Origin of the sequence: Pseudoalteromonas sp. UG3-2 (assembly GCF_037120705.1) — a bacterium.
Lineage (GTDB): Bacteria > Pseudomonadota > Gammaproteobacteria > Enterobacterales > Alteromonadaceae > Pseudoalteromonas.
The window spans coordinates 3,324,436-3,349,174 of record NZ_JAWLJU010000002.1; the positions used below are offsets into that span (position 1 = coordinate 3,324,436).

Below are 24,739 nucleotides of genomic sequence, written 5' to 3' on the forward strand. Positions count from 1 at the left end.
ATGACCCAAACCGCAGTATTTACCAATGTTGGTGAACGGACTAACGTCACAGGCTCTGCACGATTTAAACGCCTGATTTTAGAAGAAGATTACGAAACGGCATTGGAAGTAGCCCAAGAGCAGGTGGAAAATGGCGCGCAAATTATTGATATCAACATGGATGAAGCCATGTTGGACTCCAAAGCCGCCATGGTTAAATTTCTTAACCTGATTGCTTCTGAGCCAGACATCTCCCGAGTGCCCATTATGGTCGACTCATCAAAATGGGAAGTCATTGAAGCTGGGCTCAAGTGCATTCAAGGCAAGGCCATTGTTAACTCTATTTCGCTTAAAGAGGGCGAAGCGCCTTTTATTCAACAAGCGAAAACCATTAAGCGTTTCGGCGCTGCTGTGGTGGTAATGGCGTTTGATGAAGACGGCCAAGCGGAAACGGCCGACAGAAAGTATGAGATCTGCGCCCGCTCCTATGACATCTTGGTGAAGCAACTTGGCTTCCCGCCAGAAGACATCATTTTCGATCCTAATATCTTTGCGGTGGCCACGGGGATTGAAGAGCATGACAACTACGCCGTTGAATTTATTGAGGGCACGCGGCGCATAAAACAGAATTTACCTCACTGTAAGGTGTCGGGTGGGGTGTCGAATGTGTCTTTCTCTTTTCGCGGCAACAACCCCGTGCGCGAGGCCATTCACTCGGTGTTTTTATATCACGCCATTAAAGCGGGTATGGACATGGGGATTGTCAATGCCGGGCAATTGACGGTGTATGATGACATTCCCAGCGAACTGAGAAATGCCGTTGAAGATGTGATCCTCAATAAAGACCCCGGCGCTGGTGAGCGCTTAGTGGAGATCGCGCCAAAGTACTCTGGTATGGCACAAGCCGAGAAACAAGAGGACTTAGAGTGGCGCAGCTGGCCGGTTGCTAAGCGCTTAGAGCATGCTTTAGTGAAAGGGATCACGGAGTTTATCGATGAAGATACCGAAGCCTGTCGCCAGCAATTTGATAAGCCCATCCAGGTCATTGAGGGGCCGTTAATGGATGGCATGAATGTGGTCGGCGATTTATTCGGTGCCGGCAAGATGTTTCTTCCCCAGGTGGTGAAATCGGCGCGCGTGATGAAGCGAGCCGTGGCTTACCTCGACCCCTTTATTGAGGCAGAAAAAGAAGAGGGGGCGACTAATGGTAAGGTGATCATGGCCACCGTTAAAGGCGATGTTCACGATATTGGTAAAAACATCGTGGGGGTAGTGCTGCAATGCAATAACTACGAGGTGATTGACTTAGGGGTGATGGTACCGGCAGAAAAAATTCTGCAAACCGCCATTGATGAAAATGCTGATGTTATTGGCCTGTCAGGGCTAATTACGCCGTCACTGGATGAAATGGTGCATGTGGCAAAAGAAATGACTCGGCGTGGTTTCGATATTCCGCTGTTAATTGGCGGTGCCACGACCTCAAAAGCCCATACCGCGGTGAAAATTGAGCCGCAATACCAACATGGTGTGGTGTACGTGAATAACGCCAGCCGTGCGGTGGGAGTGGTATCAAATCTATTGAGTCAATCACAAAAGCCGGAGTTTTTAGCTAAAACCACCGCTGAATATGAAAAAGTGCGAGCCCAACAGGCGCGCAAAAAGCCCCGCTCCAAGCCGGTATCCCTTGCTCGAGCAAGAGACAATGCGGTCAACATTGATTGGCAAAACTACACCCCTCCGGTGCCTAACAAGCTTGGTATTACTGAGTTCAAAGACGTCACAGTAGAAACGTTACGTGATTATATTGATTGGACTCCTTTTTTCATGACGTGGTCGTTGGCTGGAAAATACCCGCGTATTTTAAGCGATGAAGTGGTGGGAGAAGAAGCGCAAAAGCTCTACCACGATGCCAACGTTATGTTGGATGATTTAGCGCAATCAGGGCATTTACAGCCACTGGGAGTAATTGGATTATTCCCAGCTAATCGCGTTGGCGATGACATTGAAATTTATCAAGATGAGCGCCGCGATAAAGTGCTGTTAAGGTCGTGTCAGCTGCGTCAGCAAACCGAGAAAACCGATTTTCCTAATTATTGTTTGTCTGACTACATCGCGCCAAAAGGCACGGCAGATTATTTTGGTGGCTTTGCGGTGACGGGAGGCTTGGAAGAAGATGACTTGGCGGCTGCGTTTGATGCTCAGCAAGACGATTACAATAAAATCATGATCAAAGCCGTGGCGGATCGCTTAGCCGAAGCCTTTGCTGAGTATTTACATGAGCGTGTACGCAAAGAATACTGGGGCTTTGCTGCCGATGAGTCACTGTCGAACGAAGAGCTTATTCGCGAAAACTATCAAGGGATCCGACCGGCACCTGGTTATCCGGCTTGTCCAGAGCACACCGAAAAAGCCAAGATTTGGCAGTTACTCGAGGTTGAAAAGCGCCTTGGTATGAAGTTGACCAGCTCCTATGCTATGTGGCCTGGCGCTGCGGTATCAGGGTGGTATTTCTCTCATCCTGAGTCAAAGTACTTTGCGGTAGCCGGGATCCAAGCCGATCAGGTAGCAGACTATGCTGACCGCCAAGGCATGAGCCTCGCAGAGGCCGAGCGTTGGTTGGCGCCAAACCTTGGTTATGAGCCGCAATAATAAGCTTAGGCCAGTTTCAGAGCTCTGTGACTGGCCTAACTGAAGTTTAGCCATTCAACCAAAGTTATTAATTTATGTATTTTTATGGTTAACAAAAGCACAATGTTTCCAGTATACTGCCAAAATCCATTACGATATTTGAGCTACACACAATAATGGCAAAACTGGGGTTGTGGTTACTTTGTTTGTTGTCGGCACCGAGTTGGGCAAATAATCAACTGGTGGTTGATATTATTAGCAGTGAAAACTTCAGCCAGCGTTATCAGCAGTTTTTAAATGGCAAACATGTCCTTGATGTCGATAGCTTTTACCCCTCTACCAAAGGCTCCCATATCGAAATCGTAGAAATGGTGCTATTACAACAGGCGCTGTTTCTTGGCGGTGAAACACGAGAAGTGGTATTTCGGCCTAAACCTGCAACCAACATCCTCGAATTTTCTGACTTACTTTCGGGTGAAAGTTTGATTTTGGCCCGCTCTGTGTGGCATGAAAATATTGTTGATTTCCGCGGCTCTGTGTACATCTCCGAACCCGTGGTTGAGTTTGGCGATTACGAAGCCGGCTTGTATGTCAGTGAAGACAATGTGGCCGCGCAACAAACCCCTTTTTCGCAATTGAAACAGTTAAGTGTGGTGTCTAATCCGAGGTGGCAAGTGGATTGGCGGGCGTTATTAAACACCGAGCTTAACCTGGTGAGCTTTATTGGTCCTTGGGAAACCATGCTTGCCATGGTAGAAAACGAGCTGGTGGATGCCATGTTAGTGAACTTTAGTGTCAGTGATGAGCTGACATTAAACTACGCGGATAAACGTTATGTGCCCATTAATGGTATTAAAGTGGTGTTGCCGGATTCTCGCCATTTTGTGGTGAGTAAGAATCACCCTGAAGGCGCCGCGGTATTTGCAGCGTTAAATCGTGGCTTAGCAACATTGCGCCAGCGCGGCGTGTTAAAAAAAGCCTTAGAGCAGTCTGGCTTTATTAATCCCCAAGTGGCCAATTGGCAAGTGGCTAATCACAGTATGTTGGTTGAGGAGCAGTGATGCCATTACGTTGGTTAGCGGTGTTGTTACTGGTCGGTCAGGCGTCTGCGTATACCTCCGCGCTAGACTTAGCCGAACAGTTTGTTGAGCTTGAAGCCAAGGTCGAGGCAAATTACGACTTGCACTTATTGCCAGAGGTTAAAGCGCAGAAACAACAAGCAAAAGGCCAAGGTCAGCAAGCATTGTTACTCCAGCTGTTATTACTTGAGGGAAGTATTGTACAGCATTATGGTGATTATGAGCGCGGTCTCGAGCTACATAAACAGGCGCTGCAATTGGCTAATCAATTAGGCGATGCGGCACTGAAAGTAAAAGCGTATTTGGCCATTGCGCATTTAGATATTGATTTAGAAAACCTAAAACACGCCCAAGACTACCTCAATAAAGCCACACAGTTGGCCGCACAACTGCACACAGCCAATCAACTAAAAGCGCAAGTGGCACTGTGGCAGGCGCGACTTTATGTCAATAAAGGTGCCTATCGCTTAGCATTGCAACACAGCAATATCAATTTACAAAACGTGGATAACAAAACCGCCAATCGCCTTCGTCTTACCCGTGCTCAAGCCTATCTTGAACTGGGCCAATACCCGCAAGCCGAGGCACTACTCGCTCACGTTGGTCGCAGCGAGTCGGTAGCGCAGGATCAACAAATGCGTATTACAAATGCCTTATTAGCGGCACGGGTGCAATTGCAAGCCGGAGAGTTTGCCGCGGCGATTGACCTGGCTGAGCAAGGTTTACAAGAAACCTTAGGCACGCGCTTCTTACAGCAGCAATCGCAGCTGCAGTGGACCTTGGCTTCGGCCTACGCTCAGCTTGGCAACTACGCTGAGGGCTATCGTTTTTTGAAGCGTTTTTCATTGACCAAACGCGCGTTAAACCTACAAAAACGTAATAACAAACTGTTAAAGCTCGAGGCGCAATACGCCTTAGCGCAACAGCAGCAAGCCGTAAGCGAGCTTGAGCGTGACAACGCCATTCAAGCAAAGCAAATTTTAGCCCATCAGCAACAGCTGGAAAACGCCCAGCTCACCCAACAGCGTTGGTTGTTAGTTGCGGTATTAGCGCTTACGCTGGTACTGGTTTTTTACTGGCGCTGGCAAAATCGCCGTTACACCAAGTTACTCGAACAACAAGTGGCGCAGCGCACTGAAGAGTTGGCGGAGCGAAATCAAAGGCTACAAACACTCAGCTTTACCGATAGCCTCACGGGGTTAAGTAACCGGCATCATTTTTTTAGTGTGATTGATGGTACCGTTGCAGCAGTGGATCAACGCTTACAACAAGCAGGCCCCGATGGTCGGAGCGATTTAGTGTTTGCCATAGTTGATATTGATCACTTCAAAACCATCAACGACAGCTATGGCCATGCCGCAGGAGACATCGTGCTGCAAGACTTCGCTGCTATTTTAAAGCAGTGTACTCGGGAGTCTGATTTACTGGTTCGTTGGGGGGGCGAAGAGTTTTTATTGGTAATGAGCGGCACCGAGCGCCAACGTGTTACCACTGTCATTGAGCGCATCCGGCAACAGGTTGAGAGCTACCCATTTATGGTGAACGATCAACCGATTAATTGCAGCTGTTCGATTGGCTTTGCAGCTTACCCCTTTAATCTAGCACATCCACAGCAGCTCAGTTGGGAGCAAGTACTGGAACTGGCGGACGCCGGGTTATATCTAGCTAAAGCATCGCAGCGTAATGCTTGGGTAGGTATTGAAACTGGCAGTGAGTTGCTCGATATAGCATCGGATAAGTTAGTAAAACGTGCGCACCAGCTGATTAAAGAAGGCAAGCTCAAGCTGAGCACAAATATCAAGCAGTTAAATCCTGATTGAAGTTAATCATTTAAGCCCTGAATATCCTAGTTCAACTACACAAAATGCAATACTCATTGCCCTTTGGAACAAACTCGTATTATGGTAAAGCTGGCACTTCACCAGCTGCCTGCCGCTTTATGGGTATTTATAGTTCTAGCCTGAAAAATGCACCTAAAGACAGTTGCTTAGCTTGATTTGGCGTAATATCATCCATGGCTATAGTGAGGCCAAAGTGACTATTACTTAGGCTTATTTCAGGGGTAAAGTGTTTGGTATCTAGTAATAGCTTCAGTCGTAGGCTCTCATGTATGGGAAGCTCAGCCCCAACCAGAAAAAAATTCTGTTCGGCTTGGTGGTTTAATCTTGCGATAAAAGTGACAAATTCAGTAGCCTGTGTTGCCGTGAGCTTAATCTGTTTTGGCAGTCGGTAGTGGTAGCTATCTTCTCCCTCGAACCCCCTCAATAAAGGCCTAAAGCTGTTAAACCCCTCATTTTCAATAAAGCTGCCTTTAGTATTGATATTGGCCTCAGAGTAGCCAGCGTCATTCGCCTCGAACCTATTTAGCCAATCTTTGACTGCAACAGCAATAGTCAGTGCAGAGCTGAGTTGCCAGTGGGCTGAGAAGTCGACAGAGTAACCATTGCCTGAATCTTGCCAGTCGCCATTATTGGGACGTTTCAAAAAGTTGTTATGAGAATAGTGTTCATAATAGTCTAAAGATCCCAGTAAACTGTTATCTTGTCGCCCGCGCACTTCACCATTGGCCACGGTATGACGAAAATAATCTACATACCAATAGTTAGCTTGAAACTCTAAAGTTAAGGAGTCAGTGAGAGTGTGTTGATATGCTATTCCTGCCCCTTTACTACGATTTGCCATGTACTCTAATTGAACAGCATACGTTTCTTTATCTAAAAGAGGTAAGTTATTGTGTTCCTGATAATACCCAAGAGCAGTGTCCGGATTGGTATTAATAAAATAATCAGCACGTTGCAGTAAATGTATACTGAATTTAGGAGCGAACTCAGGCGCTAAGCTTACGCCAAATCGTGCTTGTGCATGGCCATTATCAGCATCACTCTGCGGTCTAACTTGCCACTTATCTTTAGCAATATCCATGATTGGTGAAATATTGCTAAACGCACTGGTGTCTGAGTAAAACTCGAGCTGTTGTGCTGTTACTTGAAAGCTGAGTAAAGCCAGTATTGAAGCAATCTTATAACTATTTTTCATTACTATATACTATATAAAAAAGGCCTACGTTGAAGTAGGCCTGTGTTGTTGTTAGTTAAGCATTAAAGTGTTTCTACAGTACCGTTTTCGTATACAATTAACACTAAGCCGTCACGTTTTACAACCTCTGCTGCCTTTTCATCAGCTACCATAATGGTGCCGAGCACGACTTGACCATCAGTGTTGTCGTTATCATCGTTGTTGGCGATCGACAACTTTACACCCTCTGCGTTATTGGCGGTGAGTGTTGTTGTAGCGGTATCGTAATTAACAGTAAATGTGCGTAGCTTGTCGCTCTCAGGGAGCACATAACTAATATCTAGCTCTAATTCACCGTTTTCATAAGCGGTGCGCTCGCCACTGAGGTTTAATTCCATTTCATAGTCAGAAACCTTAGCTTGGAAATTAAGAGCGGCATTGATATCAAGGTACACGTCTTCACTTTCAAGCTTAGAACCCAGCTCTGGCTGAGCAAGGTACATGTCTATACTATAACTTGCCCCTGCTTGCCAATTGACCTGTTCAGCAGCAGTAAAATCAGCCGCAACACGGCCAAGTCCTTTAATATGGCCATAGAAGGTTTTAAACTGGAAACTGTCACCATTTTGGATCGTTAAGGGTCTATAATAGTCTCTGTATGAGCTTAATCGGCTAACAAAAGTATCAGTTGCTGTTATTGCGTTAATGTTGTTGCCATTGATACCGAAACTGCCTAGCATCCAAGATTGTGAAATAAAATAGCTTAAATCTTCATATGTTCCGCAATCATAAGCTTCTTCCGCAAAGTTAATAACTCTGCCCTCACCATCTACATAGTTGCCATCATTATTAACGTCAGTAAAGTTAATATAGCGGCAAGAGTAGTATTCAACGCGTTGCTGATCTTCGCTTAATATAGGTGATAGAACTTTGTATTCACCCCAGTGTGACTCTTCATTAATACCATAGTAGCGTTGCTCAAGCTCTAGATTTTGGCCGACATCTAGGGCCTCACTGGCTACCGTTAAAGCAGATTTACTATCTACCGCTCCAGATTGCGTATAGTATGTGTGCGAAACGGCGAAATCATTACTGTTGCTTTGCGAGACATTAACGGCTTGTGAGGTTCCAGCTTCCACTTGTGCTACTAGGTTGCTGTTGTCGCTGTTTACATCAATGGTTAGCTTGTCTTCCAATATGGGTGAAACTAAGTAACCATTGGCAGAGGTGGTGGTGTTTGGCTTAAGGGTGTCACTGACGCCGTCACTTATTAATCTAAGCCAACCAGTATCGGGTTTAAAGGTACTGTAGCCAGACTCCAATCGAGGTTTGAAATAGCCAAGCGCAGACTCTGGATCTTGAGTAACTCCTGCCGAAACATAGCTTTCAGCCTCTTCCATTGAATAAAAGTTACCATTATTAACAAACTCTAGGTCGTCGATAGCAATTTGATTACCGTCTTCATAGCTTAATACCCCGTTACTGAAGTTAGTAAAATAATCAAAGTTTGCGTTTAGTTGATAGCTTCCATACGCATCATTAAAGTCAATATATTCTACCCATGCTCGTTGAGCACCGGTTTTTTCATTTTTAAAATTTAATAGATAGTATTGGCGCGTACCCGAGTTATAGGCCTCACGCAAGATATCACCAGCAAAAACCATATCACTGCTACTGTTTTGTTGAATAGATACTCGGTAGTTACCAGCGGTCGCAGCCGTTTTTTGGTATTGATAAGCAACGGTTGTTAGGCCGCTACTTTCATTGACCGTGAGATTATTCCCTGTGTCATCCACAGTGATGGTGGCAACATCCTCAAACTTCTTGCCAAAACCGGAAAGCTCTGGCGGCATATATTGTTCGAGATCATTGATGTTAATGGTTGCCGTTGCTTTAACAAACTCATCTTGGGCTGTTGAGAACTCACCACTTAAACTGATTAACTGAGGTAAGATCAAAGTGTCTTTTTCAAGGTGATAGTCAAATGCCGATTCCTCGCGATAATTTTTCGGAGCGACAGAAGGTACCTCGACGGGCAATAGCTCGGCATTGATGCTACCTGCAAAGCTTACCGGGTTGGTAACGCTATCCGTTGCTTTTTGAGCCAGAGTCACCGCAAGCTTCAGTTCCCCTTTGGTTGGCTCCACGGCCACGTCACCAGCTTCTATTTGTGCTCTAGTTAACGCTCTATCGAGGCTGATTGTAGCGTGACTATCATCGCTAATAATGAGCTGTGCTGCATCGTTTTCTGCTTTACCAGACAAGGCCAACTTATACTGGCTATCGTTCTCAAGTGCAGTAATGGAAATATCGGCGGTTAATGACTCAGAACCTGCAGTGGCTGTAACACTAAACACTAAGTTTTCTTCATCTAAGGTTACGGTGCCGGTGCCGCCAGTGGTAAGATATTTACCTAAGTTAAACTGCGTACCTTGAAGCTCGCCACTTTCACGTAAAAGGTTGATTTGTGTTATGGCTTCCATTACATCGCTTAGTAATGCGAAACTGTCGCCTTGTTCCGCAACCATTTGTCCAGCAGTATCTACAACAGATACAAACTTTTCACCTTCGGTTGTGAAATCCTCACCTGAACTATTGGTTACATCAAATAAGTTGGCAAATAAACGTACGTCATCCACCATGGCACTGGCTTTAGCAATGGCATCACCTTGAGTTTCATCGCTTGCTTTGCCTTTAACACGGCCATCATTATCAGCTTTTGCAACTTTTACTTGAATTTCATTGGCAATGTTAGTGGCTGTCTGCTCCAGTGTTTCAACATGTTGTGCTAGATTTGGATCGTCTGCAATAACCTTAGTTAGCTCAGTTATAGCTTGACGAGAGCCGTTTAATACATCCTCTATTGTCAACTCAAATTCATCGTCGTCGTCAGCTGCATTCGCGACTAAAAAAGCTCCATCTGCAGCGGTTAAATCGGTAATGGCCGAGTTGAGTTTGCTGCTCATTGGTAGATCGGATTGCTCAGAATACAAACTATTTGCAATGCCCGCATTTATCAAGGCATAACGCATGCTGTTTTTGTTATCATCGCCAAATAAGCTTGCTGGTTTCTCTAATTTGCCCGGCTGAAGTTGGTCTAATGCGCCAACTAGACCAAATACGTTTGCTATTTGGGATTTTGCCTCTTGAATGGCTTGCTCTGAGGTGTCTCCTCGGCTTTGTGCAAGTGCCATAGCCATATGCGTAAGTGGCGTTATGTTGGCTGTGTAAGTTGCGTCTGTTTGTTCATCTGCAACATTAAAAAACGTTGCAATAGAAAATTCAGGGTCGGTAACAGTTAGGTTGACGTCCTCCCCATAAGCAATGGCGGCACCCTCATTATTTGTGCCACAGCCTACAGGTGCATCACACACCATAAGAGTGGGAGAGCTGGTGTCTTGACTCGCACTAATTTCTACTTTGACGACACCTGAGACATTGTTCAGAGTTACCGCATACTCGCCGTTTTCGTCGGTCAAAAGACTAGAGTCTCCCAACTCTTCAGCGTTTAATTCGACTTCATTGCCGTCTACATATTTGTAGAAGGTGAGTGCCGCGTTTTTTAAAGTTCCTTTACTTGCCGCTCCGGCAATATTACTGGTTATACTTGAGCCGTTATCAGGTGGTGGAGTAGTCGGTGTGGTAGGTGTTTCTGTTTGTTTATCAGATGATCCACCACAGGCAGATAATACCGAAATAACGCTCATTGCAAGCAGTGTTTTTTTTAATTCCATTTTCGTCCCTCTAAATATCAGTTTCAAGCTGTTATGGCTTGTATATGTACAATTTGCCATTGTTAAAAGTAAAAAAGGCCTAATTAAAGGTAAAAATCAACTTTTAATATTGTTCATATTACATTAATAAATGTGAATTGCTATGACTTTAGTCATAGTTTTCAGGTGTTAGTGGTGGTGTTATTCCTACTTTTTTATTGTATTCCCCATGTTATTGCAGCTGCCGTAGTTAAAGAGGGTTGCTTTATTGTGTGCCAATAAGGTTTTTATCTAAATGTGAGACTAACGCAGCAGCATATAATTTCTGTTATAGTCAACCTATTATTAAGCTGTTTAAGTTATATAGTTGCATTTTGTTACCCATTGAAGAGTTTATCCCGCAAATACACACCATTTTAAGTGAGTCAAACCGCCTGGTGCTGCAAGCCGAGCCCGGAGCCGGTAAATCGACAGTGGTACCACTTAGGTTACTACAAAGCAATCTGTGTGATGGCAAAAAAATCATTATGCTGGAGCCGCGCCGCGTTGCGGCAAAGTCTATAGCCACGTATTTGGCGCAGCAATTGGGCGAGCAAGTGGGGCAGCAGGTGGGGTATCAAATCCGTAATGAGCGTAAGTGCTCCGCCCAGACGCGGTTAGAAATTGTTACCGAAGGAGTGCTTACCCGGCGTTTGCAGGCCGACCCTGAGCTGCCCGATGTCGGCTTGATTATTTTTGATGAGTTCCATGAGCGCTCCATTCATGCTGACTTAGCATTGATGCTGGCATTTGAAGTACAGCAAGCCTATCGTGAAGACCTTAAGTTGTTGGTGATGTCGGCCACCATCGACCGTGAAAAAATAGCTCAGTATCTGGACGGTGCTAGTACTTTAGCTTGTCCGGGTAGAAGTTACCCCGTGAGTGTAGAATACAAAGCAAGCAATGGCCGTTATTTGTCAGAGCAAGTGAGCAGTGCGCTAAGTCATGCACTTGGCTTAGAAAGCGAAGGCGACATCTTGGTGTTTTTACCGGGCCAAGGAGAAATTAAGCGTTGCATAACAGCATGTGAAAGTGTGGTGAGCGCTGACGTTTGCTTACTGCCCTTGTATGGTGGCTTACCGCTGGCAGAGCAAGAGAAGGTGCTCAGGCGCCAACAAGGAGCTGGGCGACGGGTTATTTTTGCCACCAATATCGCGGAAACCAGTTTAACCATTGATGGCATTACCATAGTGATTGACTCTGGGCTTGAGAAGCGACTTAGCTTTGATGTTAAAAGTGGCCTGTCGCGATTGCAGACCACCATGATCTCCAAAGCTTCTGCAACTCAACGTGCAGGGCGAGCGGGGCGCTTGCAACCAGGCCATTGTGTGCGCTTATGGCGAGAAAGCGAGCAGCAAAGCCTGAGTGACTTTCAAGCGGAAGAAATCGCCACCACCGAGCTGACCAATTTAACCTTAGAGCTCAGCGCGTGGGGGATCACCCAATATCAGGATGGCCACTGGCTTACGCCGCCACCTGAGCAGCATTATGAGGTGGCCACGCAACTCAACCAATCGCTGGGGCTGATGGATAAACACAATAAAATATTACCCAGCGGTAACCGTGCTCTATCTTTGGGGGTGGAGCCTCGTCTTGCCAGTATGTTGTTACAAGCCAAAAGTAGCACAGAAAAGCAGCTGGCCTGCTGGCTTGCGGCATTGTTAAGTGAGCGCGATGTGGTGGTGAACGCCAGCGGCAGCGACCTGGTAGAGCGATTGATGTTAGTGCGTGAGTACAGCGAAAAGAAATCCACTGTCAGCAGCCATATGTTGCACCGTGGCAGTGCCGAGCAGGTGCTCAAGTTGGCTAAGTCGTTTGCTGCTAAGCTGGGTGTCAATCATAACATCGCCAGCATCTCCCTAACTCAGATGCAGGTGATCGCCGGCGAGCTGCTCTTACATGCTTACCCAGACCGGGTGGCACAAAAGCGTCCGAGCAGTGATAATCGCTATCTGCTCGCCAACGGCAGGGGAGTGACTTTACGGGACGGTGACGCCTTGCAAGGCTCGGCGTTTTTAGTGGTGTGTGATGTCGACGGCAAAAATAAAGACGGCACGGTATTTTTGAGCTGCGCCATTGACCAAGCGACGCTGATGAGCGAGCTGCAACCACAGCTGCAACGCATCACCCACTATCGCTTGGATGATAAAAAAGAGTCCATTATAGGCCGTGAGCAAACCAAGTATCGGGCCTTAATTTTGCAACAGCAAAATCTCAGCACCATTCCCAGCAGCGAGTTTCAAGCGTGCGTTCGCGATATTTTGACCGCGGAAGGCTTAGATATGCTCAACTGGACAGCCAAAAGCAAGGCGTGGCTGGCGCGGGCAAAGTGGCTTGGCAGTCAGTTGCCGGACTTTCCAAGTATCACAGAAGCCACCTTAATTGCCCAGCTAGATACCTGGTTGCTGCCCTATTTAAATAATGTCAGTTCGCTGAAGCAGTTAAAACAAGTTGATATTTTTAATTTGTTGCAAGCGCTGTTGGACTGGCCGCAGCAACAGCTATTAGAGCAACAAGCGCCAGAATTTTACCTTACGCCAAGCAATAAACGCGTTGCCATTCGCTACGATGCCCATCAAGGGCCCACGGTGGCAGTGGTATTGCAAGAAATGTTTGGTGAACTGGAGCCTGTGATGCTTGCAAATGGCCAAGTGGCGGTCAGGTTTGAGCTGTTATCACCAGCAAAGCGGCCCATTCAAACCACCAGTGATCTGGCGAACTTTTGGCGCACTTCGTATTATGACGTCGCTAAAGACATGCGCGGCCGCTACCCCAAACACCGCTGGCCTGAAAACCCGTTAGCAGAAAAGCCTGGACGCTCAATTAAAGCGAAACAGTAAGTACCTTTTTCTTGTTTGTAAAATTCCCAAGCGAGCGCTAATGTGGGTGTCTAGTTTACTCGAAGATAATGATGAGATACCGAATTGTGCTATTACCGATATGGACTGCGATAACAGCTCAATGCGCCTATAGGCATGAATAGATGAAAAATAAACACATAATGCTCAGTGTGTTAGTACTGAGTTTGGTGCTGCTAAGCTGGTTGCCACAGTTTAATGTGGCGATGACCAACTTTATTGATGAGGCGTTGCTGCAATCTTCTGTGGTCTATGCCGCAGCGCGCGGTGTGAATGGAGCCATTTCACTATTGCAATCGGCTGAAGTGGGCATTGGGGTGGCGAGTATTCAACCGGCACAACTGCTTGATCCTATAAACGATCTTGCTGAATATATCTCGGATATTATGCAAATCGCCATAGGTTCGTTATTTATTCAGCGCATGCTCTACACCATGTCGACCCACGTGTTGTTTAGCGTCGCTTTTACTTTGTCGGCACTAGGCTTTTTGCTTTGTTTATATTTTCAAAAGTGGCAGCGCCTCAGTAGCCGATTATTAGCCACTATGTTATTGGTGCGGTTTGTGGTGCCTTTTGTGGTTTTGGCCACCGGGTTATGCAGTCAGTTGCTACTAGACCAAGAAATAGAAAAACAAAGCCAAGTGGTCTCAAATACCGTGGATGTGTTTCAATCGCAGGCGCACAGCACTCGGGCGCAACATGTCAAAGTCACAGCCAAAATCAATAACCAAAAGCAGTTACATCAGCAGCAAATTGCCGAGTTAACCCAGCAGCAGGTTGCACTTCATGGTGAAGCAAGCGAACTCAATGGTGACATTGCCACTATAGAGCAACAAGTAGCCGCCGCGCAGGCAAATAGAAGCTTGTCTGAATGGTTAACCTTCACCCAAACCGAGGAGGCCAAGCCGTTGATCGCCAAGCAACAGCAATTGACCAGTGAAAAAGCCAAATTAGAAGCGCAAATAGCCCTATTGAATCAACGAAAAGATCGCCACCTGAGCGCCATAAAGCGCCTCGAAGACGAGCTACAAGGTGACAGTCAAGGAGTATGGAGCCGGGCTATTAAGGCGGTGTCAGGAGGCATAGATGAATTAGTGCACTCGGCCGAATCCTTGTTTATCGACTTCTTAAACGTAGTGTCGTTGCTGCTATTAAAGCTACTATTGATGCCACTGCTGTTTTTCTATCTTGCCAGCAAGGCCTTTAAGGCGATTTGGCGGGTTTAGTGTACTCAATAGCAGGCCGAGACGACGGTTAAGTACATGGAGCTATTACCATGGTTAGTTGATCTCGCGTTTTAGCACCTCACTGAGGTAGCGTTTAAACGCCTTAACTGCCACTGGTTTGGAGAAAAAATAGCCTTGCCCTTGAGAGCACCCCATGTCGATAAGTGCCTGCTGGTGGTCTTGAGTCTCTATGCCTTCGGCAACCAGCTCTAGTCCTAACGATTGCGCAAGCAATGTCACTGTTTGCACGATATCGCGGTCTTGCTTATCTTCGAGCATATCCATGACAAAGCTTTTATCAATCTTTAGGATATCCAGCGGCAGATATTTAATATACGAAAGGCTGGAGTAGCCGGTGCCAAAATCGTCTATTGCAATGGTGATCCCCAGCGCCTTTAACTCATCCAGTAAGGCCTTGGTTTCATCGTAGCTTTCTAACAAGGTGGTTTCGGTGATTTCAAACTCAAGCACCTCGCCCTTTAGCTGATGCTGCTCAAGTATGGCTTTGGTGGTGGCAATAAAATCCGCTTTATGAAGCTGCTCGGCAGAAATATTCACGGCAATACGCAGTGTCACTCCTTGTTGGTGTAACTCTTTGGCAAGGAGTACAGACTGCTCTAGCACAATATCGCCAAGCCGATGAATAAGCCCGGTTTGCTCCGCCACCGCAATAAATTCATCAGGAAAGATAAGTTGGTCGTCTTTGCTGCGTAAGCGTACTAGGGCTTCGGCACCGGTGATGTCACCACTATTAAGCTTCACTTTAGGTTGAAAGTGCACTTCAACCCGCTGATTTTCTAATGCATCGCGCAGTTGGGTTTCTACCGCTTGCCTGGCCTCAATACGCGTTTCTAATTCGCTAGAAAAGAACGATAAACGATTTCTGCCTTCCTCCTTGGCGCGAAACATAGCGGCATCGGCGTGAGCCATCATTTGCTCAACGTTGTCGGCGTCGTTGGCGTATATACTGGCACCAATGCTCACGGTTAATCTTAAGGTTTTTTGCTCCACTTGGTAGGGTTGGCTTAAGTCATGCAAAACTTGATTGGCAAAATTGAGGCACTCATCTAAGGAAGTTAAGTCAGGGAGTAACACCACAAATTCATCGCCACCAATACGGGCAACGGTGTAATGGTCCAAGGCCCCAGCGCGTAGACGTTTGGCTACTTCTTGAATAACGAGGTCGCCGACACTGTGGCCTAAGCTGTCGTTAATGTACTTAAATAAATCCAAATCAATCAGTAACAAGCCAACACTTTTTTCGTGGCCATCGGCACTGATAATGGCTTGATGAATTCTATCATGAAGTAAAATACGATTAGGTAAATCGGTCAGTTGGTCGTAGTTGGCGAGGTGTGACATCTTAATGGAGAGGGCGACAAACTCGCTGACATCATGAAAAACAATGATGGCACCAGTCAGGTTGCCATATTCATCGTGAATGGGAGCGGCAGAGTCTTCAACACGATAAATGCGCCCGCCATAGCCCACCAGTTGGCTATTCAGCGCCATGGCCGCCACACGTTGTTCTTTAAGAGCTATTCTTACAGGGTTTACAATAGCTTCTTGGCTAGCAGCATCTTGTAAGGTCATGACCTCTTCAATGGGGTGCCCTTCGCCGTGGGCAGCGAAAACGCCTGTCATGGACTCGGCAATGGGGTTCATAAAGGTAACACGGCCATCCAAGTCGGTGGCAATAACAGCATCGCCAATGGAGCGCAACATAATATTGAGCTTTTCTTTTTCACCTTGCAATGCCAGCTTGGCGTTTTTTATTGCGGTGATGTCCGTAAGAGTAATAATGTGGCTTTCGCTCTCGCCGTCGCCAAAACGCTTTTGTACCGACACTTCAATGTGCTCTATACCATTACTGGGTTGCGCTAAGCTGACATCAAATATGCGGGCATTATTATGCCCTAAGTTATTCTTAATAGCATGCGCTAGGTCGTCTGGGAACACCTCAAAAAGCTTCTTACCGTGCACTTTGCTGCTGTCTTGGTTAAACCAGCGTCCAGTTGTGTCGTTGCAAAAATTGCACTCTAGTGACTTATTCCAATGCGACACAAACACCGGGATTTTAGCAACCAGCTCATGCAAGTCTTTTCTGGCTTGAATAATCGCGGCCTGTTGCTGCTGTAAGCGCAAATGGTTTCTTACCCGCAATTGGCAAGTTAAGGCATCAATGGGCTTACTAATAAAATCAACGCCGCCAAGCTCCAGTGAATAATGCTCGTAATGGCGCTCTTGGTGGCTAGTAATAAAAATAACCGACGGTTTTGGGGTCGGGCTTAGGCGTTTTATGTAATCAAAAACCTGAAAGCCATCAATCCCTGGCATTTCAATATCGAGTAGAATCAGATCGTACTCATGGTTTTTAATGCACTCGATAGCTGCTTCACCACTATCACAACAACTTACCTTGCCAAGGGGTAAGAGTATGTCTTTAAGTGCAATAATCACCCCAGGGTCATCATCAATAACTAAGAGTTGCGGTTCTTTTTCTTTACTTTCGCTGAACAACATTGCGCGTCCTTATAATAACTACTAAGCTCAAGTTATCGTTGGTTTTTTATGCATCCTTTTATAAAGCGTCGCAGTATTTACTTCATAAATCAAGAAAAGCCAACTATAACTTAGTTGAAAATTTATACAGCTTTACGGGGTGAGCCCAATAATGGCTTATCTTGGTAGAGTTGATACGGTTTTGTAGGATTTTAGTTAAGTTGAAAATGATTCATTTAAGTTGGGTTCTAAGGGAATGGTATGCCAAATTTAGCTGCTTCGACTGTTGCAAAAAATAAAATTTCTCATGCTCGGGTGTTGGTGTTAGACGATGACCTCAGTAGTTGTTTAATTTTGGCTGACTTCCTTGGCCAGTTTTGTCATGTTGATCACCTTACTGAGATGACAGACATCCACGAAGAGCTGGACCGCTATAAGCCCGATCTTATTCTGTTGGACATTTTTTTTGGCCCGCATTCGGGCATTGAGATCTGCAAAGCATTGAAGCAATCGGCGTTGTATGCTGATATTCCGGTTATTTTTATTACTGCGGCGATTGAGCAAGAAGAGCTGGAGGAGTGTTGGGCGGCGGGATGCGTCGACTTTATTTCTAAGCCGTTTAGTTTTACCACCTTGACCAATAGGGTAAAGGTGCATTTATTGCTGCGTTTTCAGGCGCAAATGCTGCAAGAAAAAAGCTATAAAGATGGCCTTACTGGACTTTACAACCGCACTTACCTTAATCATGTTTTTCCATTGCACTATGCTCAATGTCAACGCGAGGGCGCGCCACTGACGATATTGCTGTTAGATATTGATTGGTTTAAGCGCTACAACGACCACTATGGCCATGTGCAAGGCGATGACTGCATTGTTGCGGTGGCAGAGGCCATCGTCAGTCAAACTCGACGACCTTTGGACATGGTGTTTCGCTATGGGGGCGAAGAATTTTTGTGTTTGTTACCTAACACAGACAGCAAAGGCGCCGAGAACATCGCCCAGCAAATACTGACCAAAGTACGTGGTCTGGAAATTCCACACCAGCAATCTGATTTTGCTATTGTCACGCTCAGCATTGGTGCTTTCACCGCGCAGAGCAAAGAAGCCCAAGCCCTTACCGAGCTTGTTGAGCTTGCCGATAAAGGGCTTTACCGAGCCAAACAACAAGGCAGAAATCAATTTTGTCGCACTGAACTGGCAGCAGCGGAAATTACTAAGGAGTAGCCGCAGCAGCGTTAAGGAGGAACAATGGAGCGTTTATTAAAACGTCACAATAAAAATATCACATCTTATCTGTTTTCAGGGTTAAACATTACCTTTTTACTGCTGCTGCTTGCCGGTGGAGTGTTTTTTCATCTGCAACAAAGCGCCAGTCAAACGGCTTTTTATCAAAAAGAGCTGAAAAATAACGCCGATGAAATCGAGAGCCATTTCGCTGCGGTGTTGCAGCGTTATCGCCGCGGCCTGGGGTTTTTGTCTAATACCCCACCCATTTCTGGGTTACATCGGGCCGAGATGAATGCCGGTGTAGACCCTTTGGATGGTACCGAGTACCAACAGTGGGTTAAGCGACTCGAAACCATATTCACTTCTTACATGCAGTTTAATCCTGATATCGACCAACTGAGAGTGATTAAAGCCACTGGTGAGGAAGAAATCCGCATTGAGCGCGAGGAGGGGCAGATTGCTCCTGCCATTGACCTGCAAGATAAGTCCGACCGCAGTTATTTCAACAATGCGATGCAGTTGCCGCGCAAAAAAGTCTACGTGTCGGCGATTGAGTTAAATAAAGAGTACGGTGAAGTGGAGTACCCTATCAAGCCGGTAATTCGTTTTGCTATGCCTTTATACAATGGCGCCGATACGCCTTGGGGAATCATTATTCTAAACCTCAAGGCACAACCACTGCTAAACAAAATGCAAGCCCTGCTTGAGCCCCCTGAGCAATTGTTGCTTATTAACAACATGGACCATTTTATCCTCCATCCAGATAGCAATTTGATGTTTTCGCAGTACTTAGCAGAGCAGCGCACCTTTGCGGCAACCTACCAACAAAGTGCTGAGCTCGGAGCATTGACTGTGTTTTCGGATAAAGCAGGCAATGAGCTACTTGGCCTGTCTCGAGATTTAAAATTTGGTTTTGACGATGGTCAAATGATGCAAGCCGTGGTGATGTTACCCAAAAGTGCCTTGACGGCAGCGGTCATTAAGCGCGATATCACCTTTTATAGTGTGCTGTTGCTGATTACTGCGCTGCTCTACGCCGGGGTGATTTTTTATCGCCGTATGGCGCAAAAAAGCAGTGAGCTTGCCGAGGCCCAGCAATTGGCCGGCAGCATTGTGAATCAGTCTTTTGATGCCATTCTTAGTGTCGATGAAAATGGTGATATTTTAAGCTGTAACCAAGCGGCAGAGGATTTATTACAAGTATCGGCTGCGAATGTGGTGGGAGAGCCCATTAGCTCTGTGGCTGCTTTTCACGACTTTGATGTTAAAAAAGCCGTTGCCGGCCTCGCTAACGCCAACAACAAACATCGCATTCTGGATTGGCACATTCCTGCCTCAGAGCAGGCGGAGGATAAGCAGTTAACTTTAAGCTTAAGCATGATAGCGCCTAAAGCAGGAGCCAGTCATTTGGCCATTATTATTCGCGATGTCACTGCGCAAGTAAAAGCTGAAGCCGAAATTAAGCAAATGAACCAGATGCTTGAGCAAGAAGTGACGGAGCGCACCAAAGAGTTAAAACAAGCACGAGATGAAGCACAAAAGAGCAGCGAGATTAAGAGCCAATTTATATCCAGCATCAGTCACGAGATACGAACCCCGCTAAACGGTGTTATTGGTGGGCTGAAGTTACTGCGTAATGAGCCGCAAACCACTAAAGCTCAACATTATATTGATTTAATCGACACCAGTACCGATGCCTTAGGGGTGCTTATTAATGATGTATTGGACTTATCTAAAATTGAAGCTGGCAAATTAGAGCTGGTGACTACTCAGTTCTCAGCAAAGGATTTAGTGGAATCTTTGTGTAAATCCATGGCCATAAAAGCCTACGAAAAAGGCTTAGAATTGTTTATTGATGTCAGCGGTGTGAAATCTGCCCAAGTGGAGCAAGATAAAAACCGGCTCTCACAAATTCTCAATAACCTCATTAATAATGCCTGTAAATTTACTCACAAAGGCTACATTGCGGTTAAGGCATGGGAAGAGCCTATCGATGACAATTACAGCCACTTATGCATTAGCGTCATTGATACCGGCATAGGGATCTCTGAGCAACAACAGAGTAAATTGTTTGAATCATTTTCTCAGGCTAGCCCCAATATCGCCGCGCAGTATGGCGGCACAGGATTAGGCTTATCAATCAGCCGTCAACTGGCCATGATGTTAGAAGGAGACATTAAGTTTTCATCCACACAGGGGCGTGGCTCTGAATTCACGGTCAGCGTTAAGGTCAAACAGATTGAAACGGATATTGCTGTGACTAAGCCACTCAAGCAGCAACGAATTGCCATTTGTGCCGCCAACCGCCATGTGGAAAGCTGGTTACGTGAGACCTTAATAGGCTTAGGAGCCAAAGTGTTTGATGCTGACTCATTGCCTAGTGAAGGCGATGATACCCACTATCAGCTAAAAGAGGTCGATGCCTTTATTGCCGAGCAGGAATGTTTACTGGGTTCGCCGTTTTATCAAGCGATCCAAACGCAGCCTGGCGATAACTTGCCGCAAGTGATTTTACTCACCGCCCCAGGTGAGGAGTTGCAGTTTAAATATCGCGACAAACCGGTGACTCCCCTTAATAAGCCTGTGGCCATAACCGAGGTGTTAAAGTTACTGACAGGGTCAAAGCACCGTAAGCACGCAGAAAAACAAGAGGCGGTGGAGCAACAGGTATCAGAGTTGCTCATTAAAAAAATCAGCGGTGCCAAAGTGATGATTGTCGATGACAACGAAACCAACCTGGCCATTGCCAAAGGGGCATTAGAGTCTTTACCAATTACCATTAAAACGGCCTGTAATGGGCTGGAAGCGGTGGACAAGTTAAAAAATATGGCAGCAAACGCTGACCCCTGTCATTGTGTATTAATGGATTGTCAAATGCCGATATTATCGGGGTACGATGCCACCCATAGGATCCGAAATGGCAAAGCTGGCAGTGACCATGAAAACGTCGCCGTGGTTGCCATGACCGCCAGTGCCATGTCTGGGGAGAAGGAAAAGTGCATCGCCAGTGGCATGGATCACTATATTACCAAGCCCATAGACTTTACTGAGGTGCAGCAAGTGGTCACCGAATACCTTGCTAAAAATTACACAGCCTCGCCTCAGCAAGCGCAGCCAGAAATGAACGACGACAGCGATGAATTGGCGGCGGCGGTATCATGGGACAAACAAAGCGCGCTGCAACGATTGCGTGGTAAAACGGAGTTATTCAAACAAATTTGTCAGTTGTTTGTTGACCGCGTACCGGAAAAAATTACCGAGTTAGAAACCGCAATGAATGAAGAGTCGTTTGATGACCTACGCAAAGCGGCTCATGCGCTAAAAGGCATGTGCTCGGACATTGGTGGCAATCAGCTGGCTAAAATATTGCAAGACATTGAAACAGGTGCCAGCAAAGGCAGTGACGTTCAAGAACTAACCGATATGCAAATACAAGCGGTTAACTTGCTGTGGCAGTTAAGGGAGATAGTGGAGCACTATATTCAAAAGTAACGGCTTCACAGCAAAACATCACACAATAACTTACCGCTAACGTGTGCTCCGCTAGAGCTGAAGTTAGCCGGTAAGGTATGCCAAGGCACCTTAATACTTGCCTCAAAATAGGCCGGTTAATGAAGCGAATTGCTATTACTCGTACCACTGCTGCTTTTCTAACCAAAAAGCCTGACCAAAGCCACCAATATAGCGCACTCGCTCCACCGTTAAGCGCCAAATATGAAAGTCGGCAAGCTCAGCGTATTGCGCCGCTTTAGGATGTTGTTGAATAAACTCTGAAAGAAGTGCTTGGCTGTTCTCGCGCGCTAGCTTTTCCGCAGTGGCCATTACGGTGACTCGAGGGTTCTCGGCGTCATCTTGCTGTTGCTGGTTGAGGATCATAAACGACAGCTGTGGATGCTTGGTTAGGTTTTTACTGTGCTGGGCAATATCGCTAATGAATAAATAAAAATGCTTATCTGTGCCGTATAGGTATTGGGCAATGGATGCGAAGGGAAAATCTTTTCTATTATTGGATAAGGTTGATAAAAACAGGCTGTTATGGCTAGCGCAGAGGGTTTGTGCGTGTTGTAACGCGGCTTGTCGCATCAGTAAATTCCTTGCTTTAGTATAAGGGGTAATGAGAAATACTCTCATTGAGATTGTAACGCTAAGCAGCATAAAGAAAAAGTATAATAAAAACTAAGCTAAACCATGAGATACGACTACTATTAAATCAGTAACAGTGATGAAAACTTAGAGTAATTACTTGGTTTTTAAGTCATTTTGTAACATAGTTTGTTTACTCAACAACGAGCAATACCATTATGCTAAGTAAACTAACAATAAAACAAAAAATTACTTTAGGCTTTAGTGCCTTAGGCATGCTGCTAGTGTTAGCGTGCGTGCTGGCTTATGCGGCGTTTGCGCAAATTCAAGCGGCAAACCAAAATATGGCGCAGGTAACCCTGCCAATTCAGCGTGGTGCCGATGAGCTGCAGCTGGAGCAATTGAAATTAAGTAAGTTGATCTCGCAAGCATTCACTTACGATGACGCCCAGCAAATACAGCAAGCTCAAGATAAGTTTCGTCGTCAGCAGCAGCTCGTTGATGCAAAACAGCAACAGCTGGTGGGCTTAACGGCCAATATGCCGCAAATCTCTCAGCAATTGCAGCAAACCTTTGCCGTAGGTGAACAGCTCAGTGACGCGGCACAACAAATGCTGCAAGCAAAAGCCAATGCGGTGGCCGAGCTGCAAGCAATTCAGACACAGTTTCAAGCGTTACTGCAAGTCAAAACGCAGGCCAGTAATGCCATGCTTGATATCGAGTTACTCGAGACCGAGCAGGCACGGCAGTTAGAGGAAATGGTAGGCACCGGCATTCGCATTGATGACATGCTGTTTACTTTAGAGAACAACAGTAAGCAAATCGCCAGCTTAAACCTAGAGCAAATCGAATTGCACCAGCAAGACATGTTGTTTTTACTGGATAACATTAAAACCAACATGGCCTTTCTTGAACGCCAAGCCTATGGCATTGATGCCGATGAGTTATTAACGCAATTTAATCAAGCCATGAGTGAGCTTAACCGCTTACTGCGGGAACCCGGCACTTTATATCGTGCCGTGGAAAGTAAACTACAGCAACAACAGCGGGCAGCAAACATGTACCGTCAAGCTGAGCAGCAAGCGCAAACGGTGATCAATCAGCTAGAGAAAGTCCAGCAGCAAGCGAACTCGACGTTTAAAACATCGCAACAGTACACTGATACCTTGATCGCGCGCGCGCAAAACATGGCGATTATTTTGGTGGTGATCTTTATTTCTCTGGGCGCTTTTATTTCTGTGTCTACCAGTAAAGCCATGCTGGGGCCATTGGCTGCGGTGAATAAAATGCTTAACCACTTGGCTGCAGGCGACTTTTCTCGCTCAATGACCAAGCGTCATGACGATGAGTTCGGTCAGTTAATCGATAACATCAATCAAGTAAAAGATAACCTGCGCAGTTTGCTCGAGGCGGTTAATCATCAAGTCCATGAGTTAGAAAGCCTGTCTGAGGGCTCCTTAGCCGAGAGCAAACAAGTCGCGAGCAATGCCAACGAGCAAATGCAACGGCTGCAAAGCGCTAATCAATTGGCACAAAACATTGCCACCAGTGCGGTGTCGGTGTCAGAACGCTCTGCGGAGAGCTTAACCAGTATCCACAGCGCCAATCAGCACAAGTCTTCGGCCAGTGAATTTACCCAAAATAACAAGCAACATATTCTGTCGTTAAGCACCCGTATGTCTGATGCGGTTGCTTCGATGACCAAACTAACCAACCACAGCGAGAGCATTGGCAGTATTTTAGATACTATTTCGGCCATTGCTGAGCAAACCAACTTATTAGCACTTAATGCGGCGATTGAGGCGGCGCGAGCAGGCGAGCAGGGCCGAGGCTTTGCCGTGGTGGCCGATGAGGTGAGAACCTTGGCGTCACGGACGCAACAGTCCACCAACGAAATAAACGAGAAAATAGCCGCACTGCGTCAAGATACCCAGCAAGCTTCCGAGGCGATAAACCAAGGACAGCAAGACGTAGAGCTATGCGTTGCACAAAGCGAGTCGTTGTCACAAGCAATGGAAGAAATTGCTTCTGCCTTAACCCAGGTGACGCAGTTGAGTGAGCAGGTGCATCAGGCCGCAGACACTCAAGCGACGGATTGTCAGCAAATTGAGCAGGCGATGGTTGAAGCGGAGCACACCGCTGATGATAACGCCAAAGCAATGCAAAATCTTGCCAAAGGCAGCGAGTCATTGAGCCGCTTTTCGCACCAGTTAGCCACCTTAGTAGAGCGCTTTAAACTGTAGTCGCTTTGAGCTGTATGGTTAAAGGTTGCGCTTTTAGCAGGGCAACCTTTGCTTTTGCTTAAGGGATTAAGTGGCCATGTTTAGTGGCTACTCTTCTGGCGTGATAAAATCCTCAAAAAACCAAGCTGCAAAGGCATGGCGGCCTTC

Annotated in this window: 12 protein-coding genes; 8 read left to right on the forward strand and 4 right to left on the reverse strand. The window is 46.2% G+C overall.

Annotated elements, in window-relative coordinates:
- From metH to R3P39_RS18165, 3 genes are all read left to right on the forward strand, one after another.
- Complete coding sequence (metH, locus tag R3P39_RS18155) at window positions 1–2,628, forward strand: methionine synthase (protein WP_336569211.1); 2,628 nt, start codon at window positions 1–3, stop codon at window positions 2,626–2,628.
- A gap of 155 nt (window positions 2,629–2,783) precedes the next feature.
- Complete coding sequence (locus R3P39_RS18160; RefSeq protein ID WP_336569212.1) at window positions 2,784–3,668, forward strand: hypothetical protein; 885 nt, start codon at window positions 2,784–2,786, stop codon at window positions 3,666–3,668.
- On the forward strand, window positions 3,668–5,506 hold the full coding sequence (locus tag R3P39_RS18165) for a GGDEF domain-containing protein (RefSeq protein WP_336569213.1): 1,839 nt from the start codon (window positions 3,668–3,670) through the stop codon (window positions 5,504–5,506). The genes R3P39_RS18160 and R3P39_RS18165 overlap by 1 nt, the downstream gene beginning before the upstream one ends.
- Before the next feature lie 127 nt (window positions 5,507–5,633).
- Here the strand turns inward: R3P39_RS18165 and R3P39_RS18170 are convergent, their stop codons facing one another.
- Both R3P39_RS18170 and R3P39_RS18175 read right to left on the reverse strand, forming a co-directional pair.
- Entirely contained in the window at window positions 5,634–6,722 is a 1,089-nt protein-coding gene (locus R3P39_RS18170; protein ID WP_336569214.1) for a hypothetical protein, read from the reverse strand.
- A gap of 62 nt (window positions 6,723–6,784) precedes the next feature.
- Window positions 6,785–10,435 carry a hypothetical protein gene (locus tag R3P39_RS18175; RefSeq protein ID WP_336569215.1) on the reverse strand — a complete coding sequence of 1,217 codons (3,651 nt, stop codon included), beginning with the start codon at window positions 10,433–10,435 and terminating at the stop codon, window positions 6,785–6,787.
- Window positions 10,436–10,788: 353 nt separating this feature from the next.
- Here R3P39_RS18175 and hrpB point away from each other — a divergent pair, with 353 nt between their 5' ends.
- Together hrpB and R3P39_RS18185 are read left to right on the forward strand one after the other, a co-directional pair.
- Window positions 10,789–13,293, forward strand: a complete 2,505-nt coding sequence (gene hrpB / locus R3P39_RS18180) for an ATP-dependent helicase HrpB (protein ID WP_336569216.1) — start codon at window positions 10,789–10,791, stop codon at window positions 13,291–13,293.
- A gap of 143 nt (window positions 13,294–13,436) precedes the next feature.
- The gene (locus tag R3P39_RS18185) at window positions 13,437–14,537 is read left to right on the forward strand and encodes a hypothetical protein (RefSeq protein ID WP_336569218.1); all 1,101 of its coding nucleotides are present in this window, start codon (window positions 13,437–13,439) and stop codon (window positions 14,535–14,537) included.
- Window positions 14,538–14,591: 54 nt separating this feature from the next.
- On the opposite strand, the gene R3P39_RS18190 is transcribed toward R3P39_RS18185, so the two are convergent.
- The gene (locus R3P39_RS18190; RefSeq protein ID WP_336569219.1) at window positions 14,592–17,060 is read right to left on the reverse strand and encodes an EAL domain-containing protein; all 2,469 of its coding nucleotides are present in this window, start codon (window positions 17,058–17,060) and stop codon (window positions 14,592–14,594) included.
- 240 nt (window positions 17,061–17,300) lie between these two features.
- Here R3P39_RS18190 and R3P39_RS18195 point away from each other — a divergent pair, with 240 nt between their 5' ends.
- Both R3P39_RS18195 and R3P39_RS18200 read left to right on the forward strand, forming a co-directional pair.
- Entirely contained in the window at window positions 17,301–18,263 is a 963-nt protein-coding gene (locus R3P39_RS18195; RefSeq protein WP_336569221.1) for a GGDEF domain-containing response regulator, read from the forward strand.
- A gap of 24 nt (window positions 18,264–18,287) precedes the next feature.
- Window positions 18,288–21,758: an ATP-binding protein gene (locus R3P39_RS18200; RefSeq protein WP_336569222.1), complete on the forward strand. Its 3,471-nt coding sequence runs from the start codon at window positions 18,288–18,290 to the stop codon at window positions 21,756–21,758.
- Between the two features lie 135 nt (window positions 21,759–21,893).
- On the opposite strand, the gene R3P39_RS18205 is transcribed toward R3P39_RS18200, so the two are convergent.
- Window positions 21,894–22,349 (reverse strand): HugZ family pyridoxamine 5'-phosphate oxidase, encoded by a 456-nt coding sequence (locus tag R3P39_RS18205; protein WP_336569224.1) that lies wholly within the window; start codon window positions 22,347–22,349, stop codon window positions 21,894–21,896.
- Window positions 22,350–22,567: 218 nt separating this feature from the next.
- Between R3P39_RS18205 and R3P39_RS18210 the strand changes: the two genes are divergently transcribed.
- Window positions 22,568–24,592 carry a methyl-accepting chemotaxis protein gene (locus tag R3P39_RS18210; protein ID WP_336569225.1) on the forward strand — a complete coding sequence of 675 codons (2,025 nt, stop codon included), beginning with the start codon at window positions 22,568–22,570 and terminating at the stop codon, window positions 24,590–24,592.
- Window positions 24,593–24,739 lie beyond the last annotated feature (147 nt).

Coding starts and splice junctions, on each gene's coding strand:
- R3P39_RS18170 (WP_336569214.1), bottom strand. CDS start 6,722: ATGAAAAATAGTTATAAGATTGCTTCAATACTGGCTTTACTCAGCTTT.
- R3P39_RS18185 (WP_336569218.1), top strand. CDS start 13,437: ATGAAAAATAAACACATAATGCTCAGTGTGTTAGTACTGAGTTTGGTG.
- R3P39_RS18210 (WP_336569225.1), top strand. CDS start 22,568: ATGCTAAGTAAACTAACAATAAAACAAAAAATTACTTTAGGCTTTAGT.
- R3P39_RS18195 (WP_336569221.1), top strand. CDS start 17,301: ATGCCAAATTTAGCTGCTTCGACTGTTGCAAAAAATAAAATTTCTCAT.
- R3P39_RS18160 (WP_336569212.1), top strand. CDS start 2,784: ATGGCAAAACTGGGGTTGTGGTTACTTTGTTTGTTGTCGGCACCGAGT.
- R3P39_RS18205 (WP_336569224.1), bottom strand. CDS start 22,349: ATGCGACAAGCCGCGTTACAACACGCACAAACCCTCTGCGCTAGCCAT.
- R3P39_RS18175 (WP_336569215.1), bottom strand. CDS start 10,435: ATGGAATTAAAAAAAACACTGCTTGCAATGAGCGTTATTTCGGTATTA.
- R3P39_RS18165 (WP_336569213.1), top strand. CDS start 3,668: ATGCCATTACGTTGGTTAGCGGTGTTGTTACTGGTCGGTCAGGCGTCT.
- R3P39_RS18190 (WP_336569219.1), bottom strand. CDS start 17,060: ATGTTGTTCAGCGAAAGTAAAGAAAAAGAACCGCAACTCTTAGTTATT.
- metH (WP_336569211.1), top strand. CDS start 1: ATGACCCAAACCGCAGTATTTACCAATGTTGGTGAACGGACTAACGTC.
- R3P39_RS18200 (WP_336569222.1), top strand. CDS start 18,288: ATGGAGCGTTTATTAAAACGTCACAATAAAAATATCACATCTTATCTG.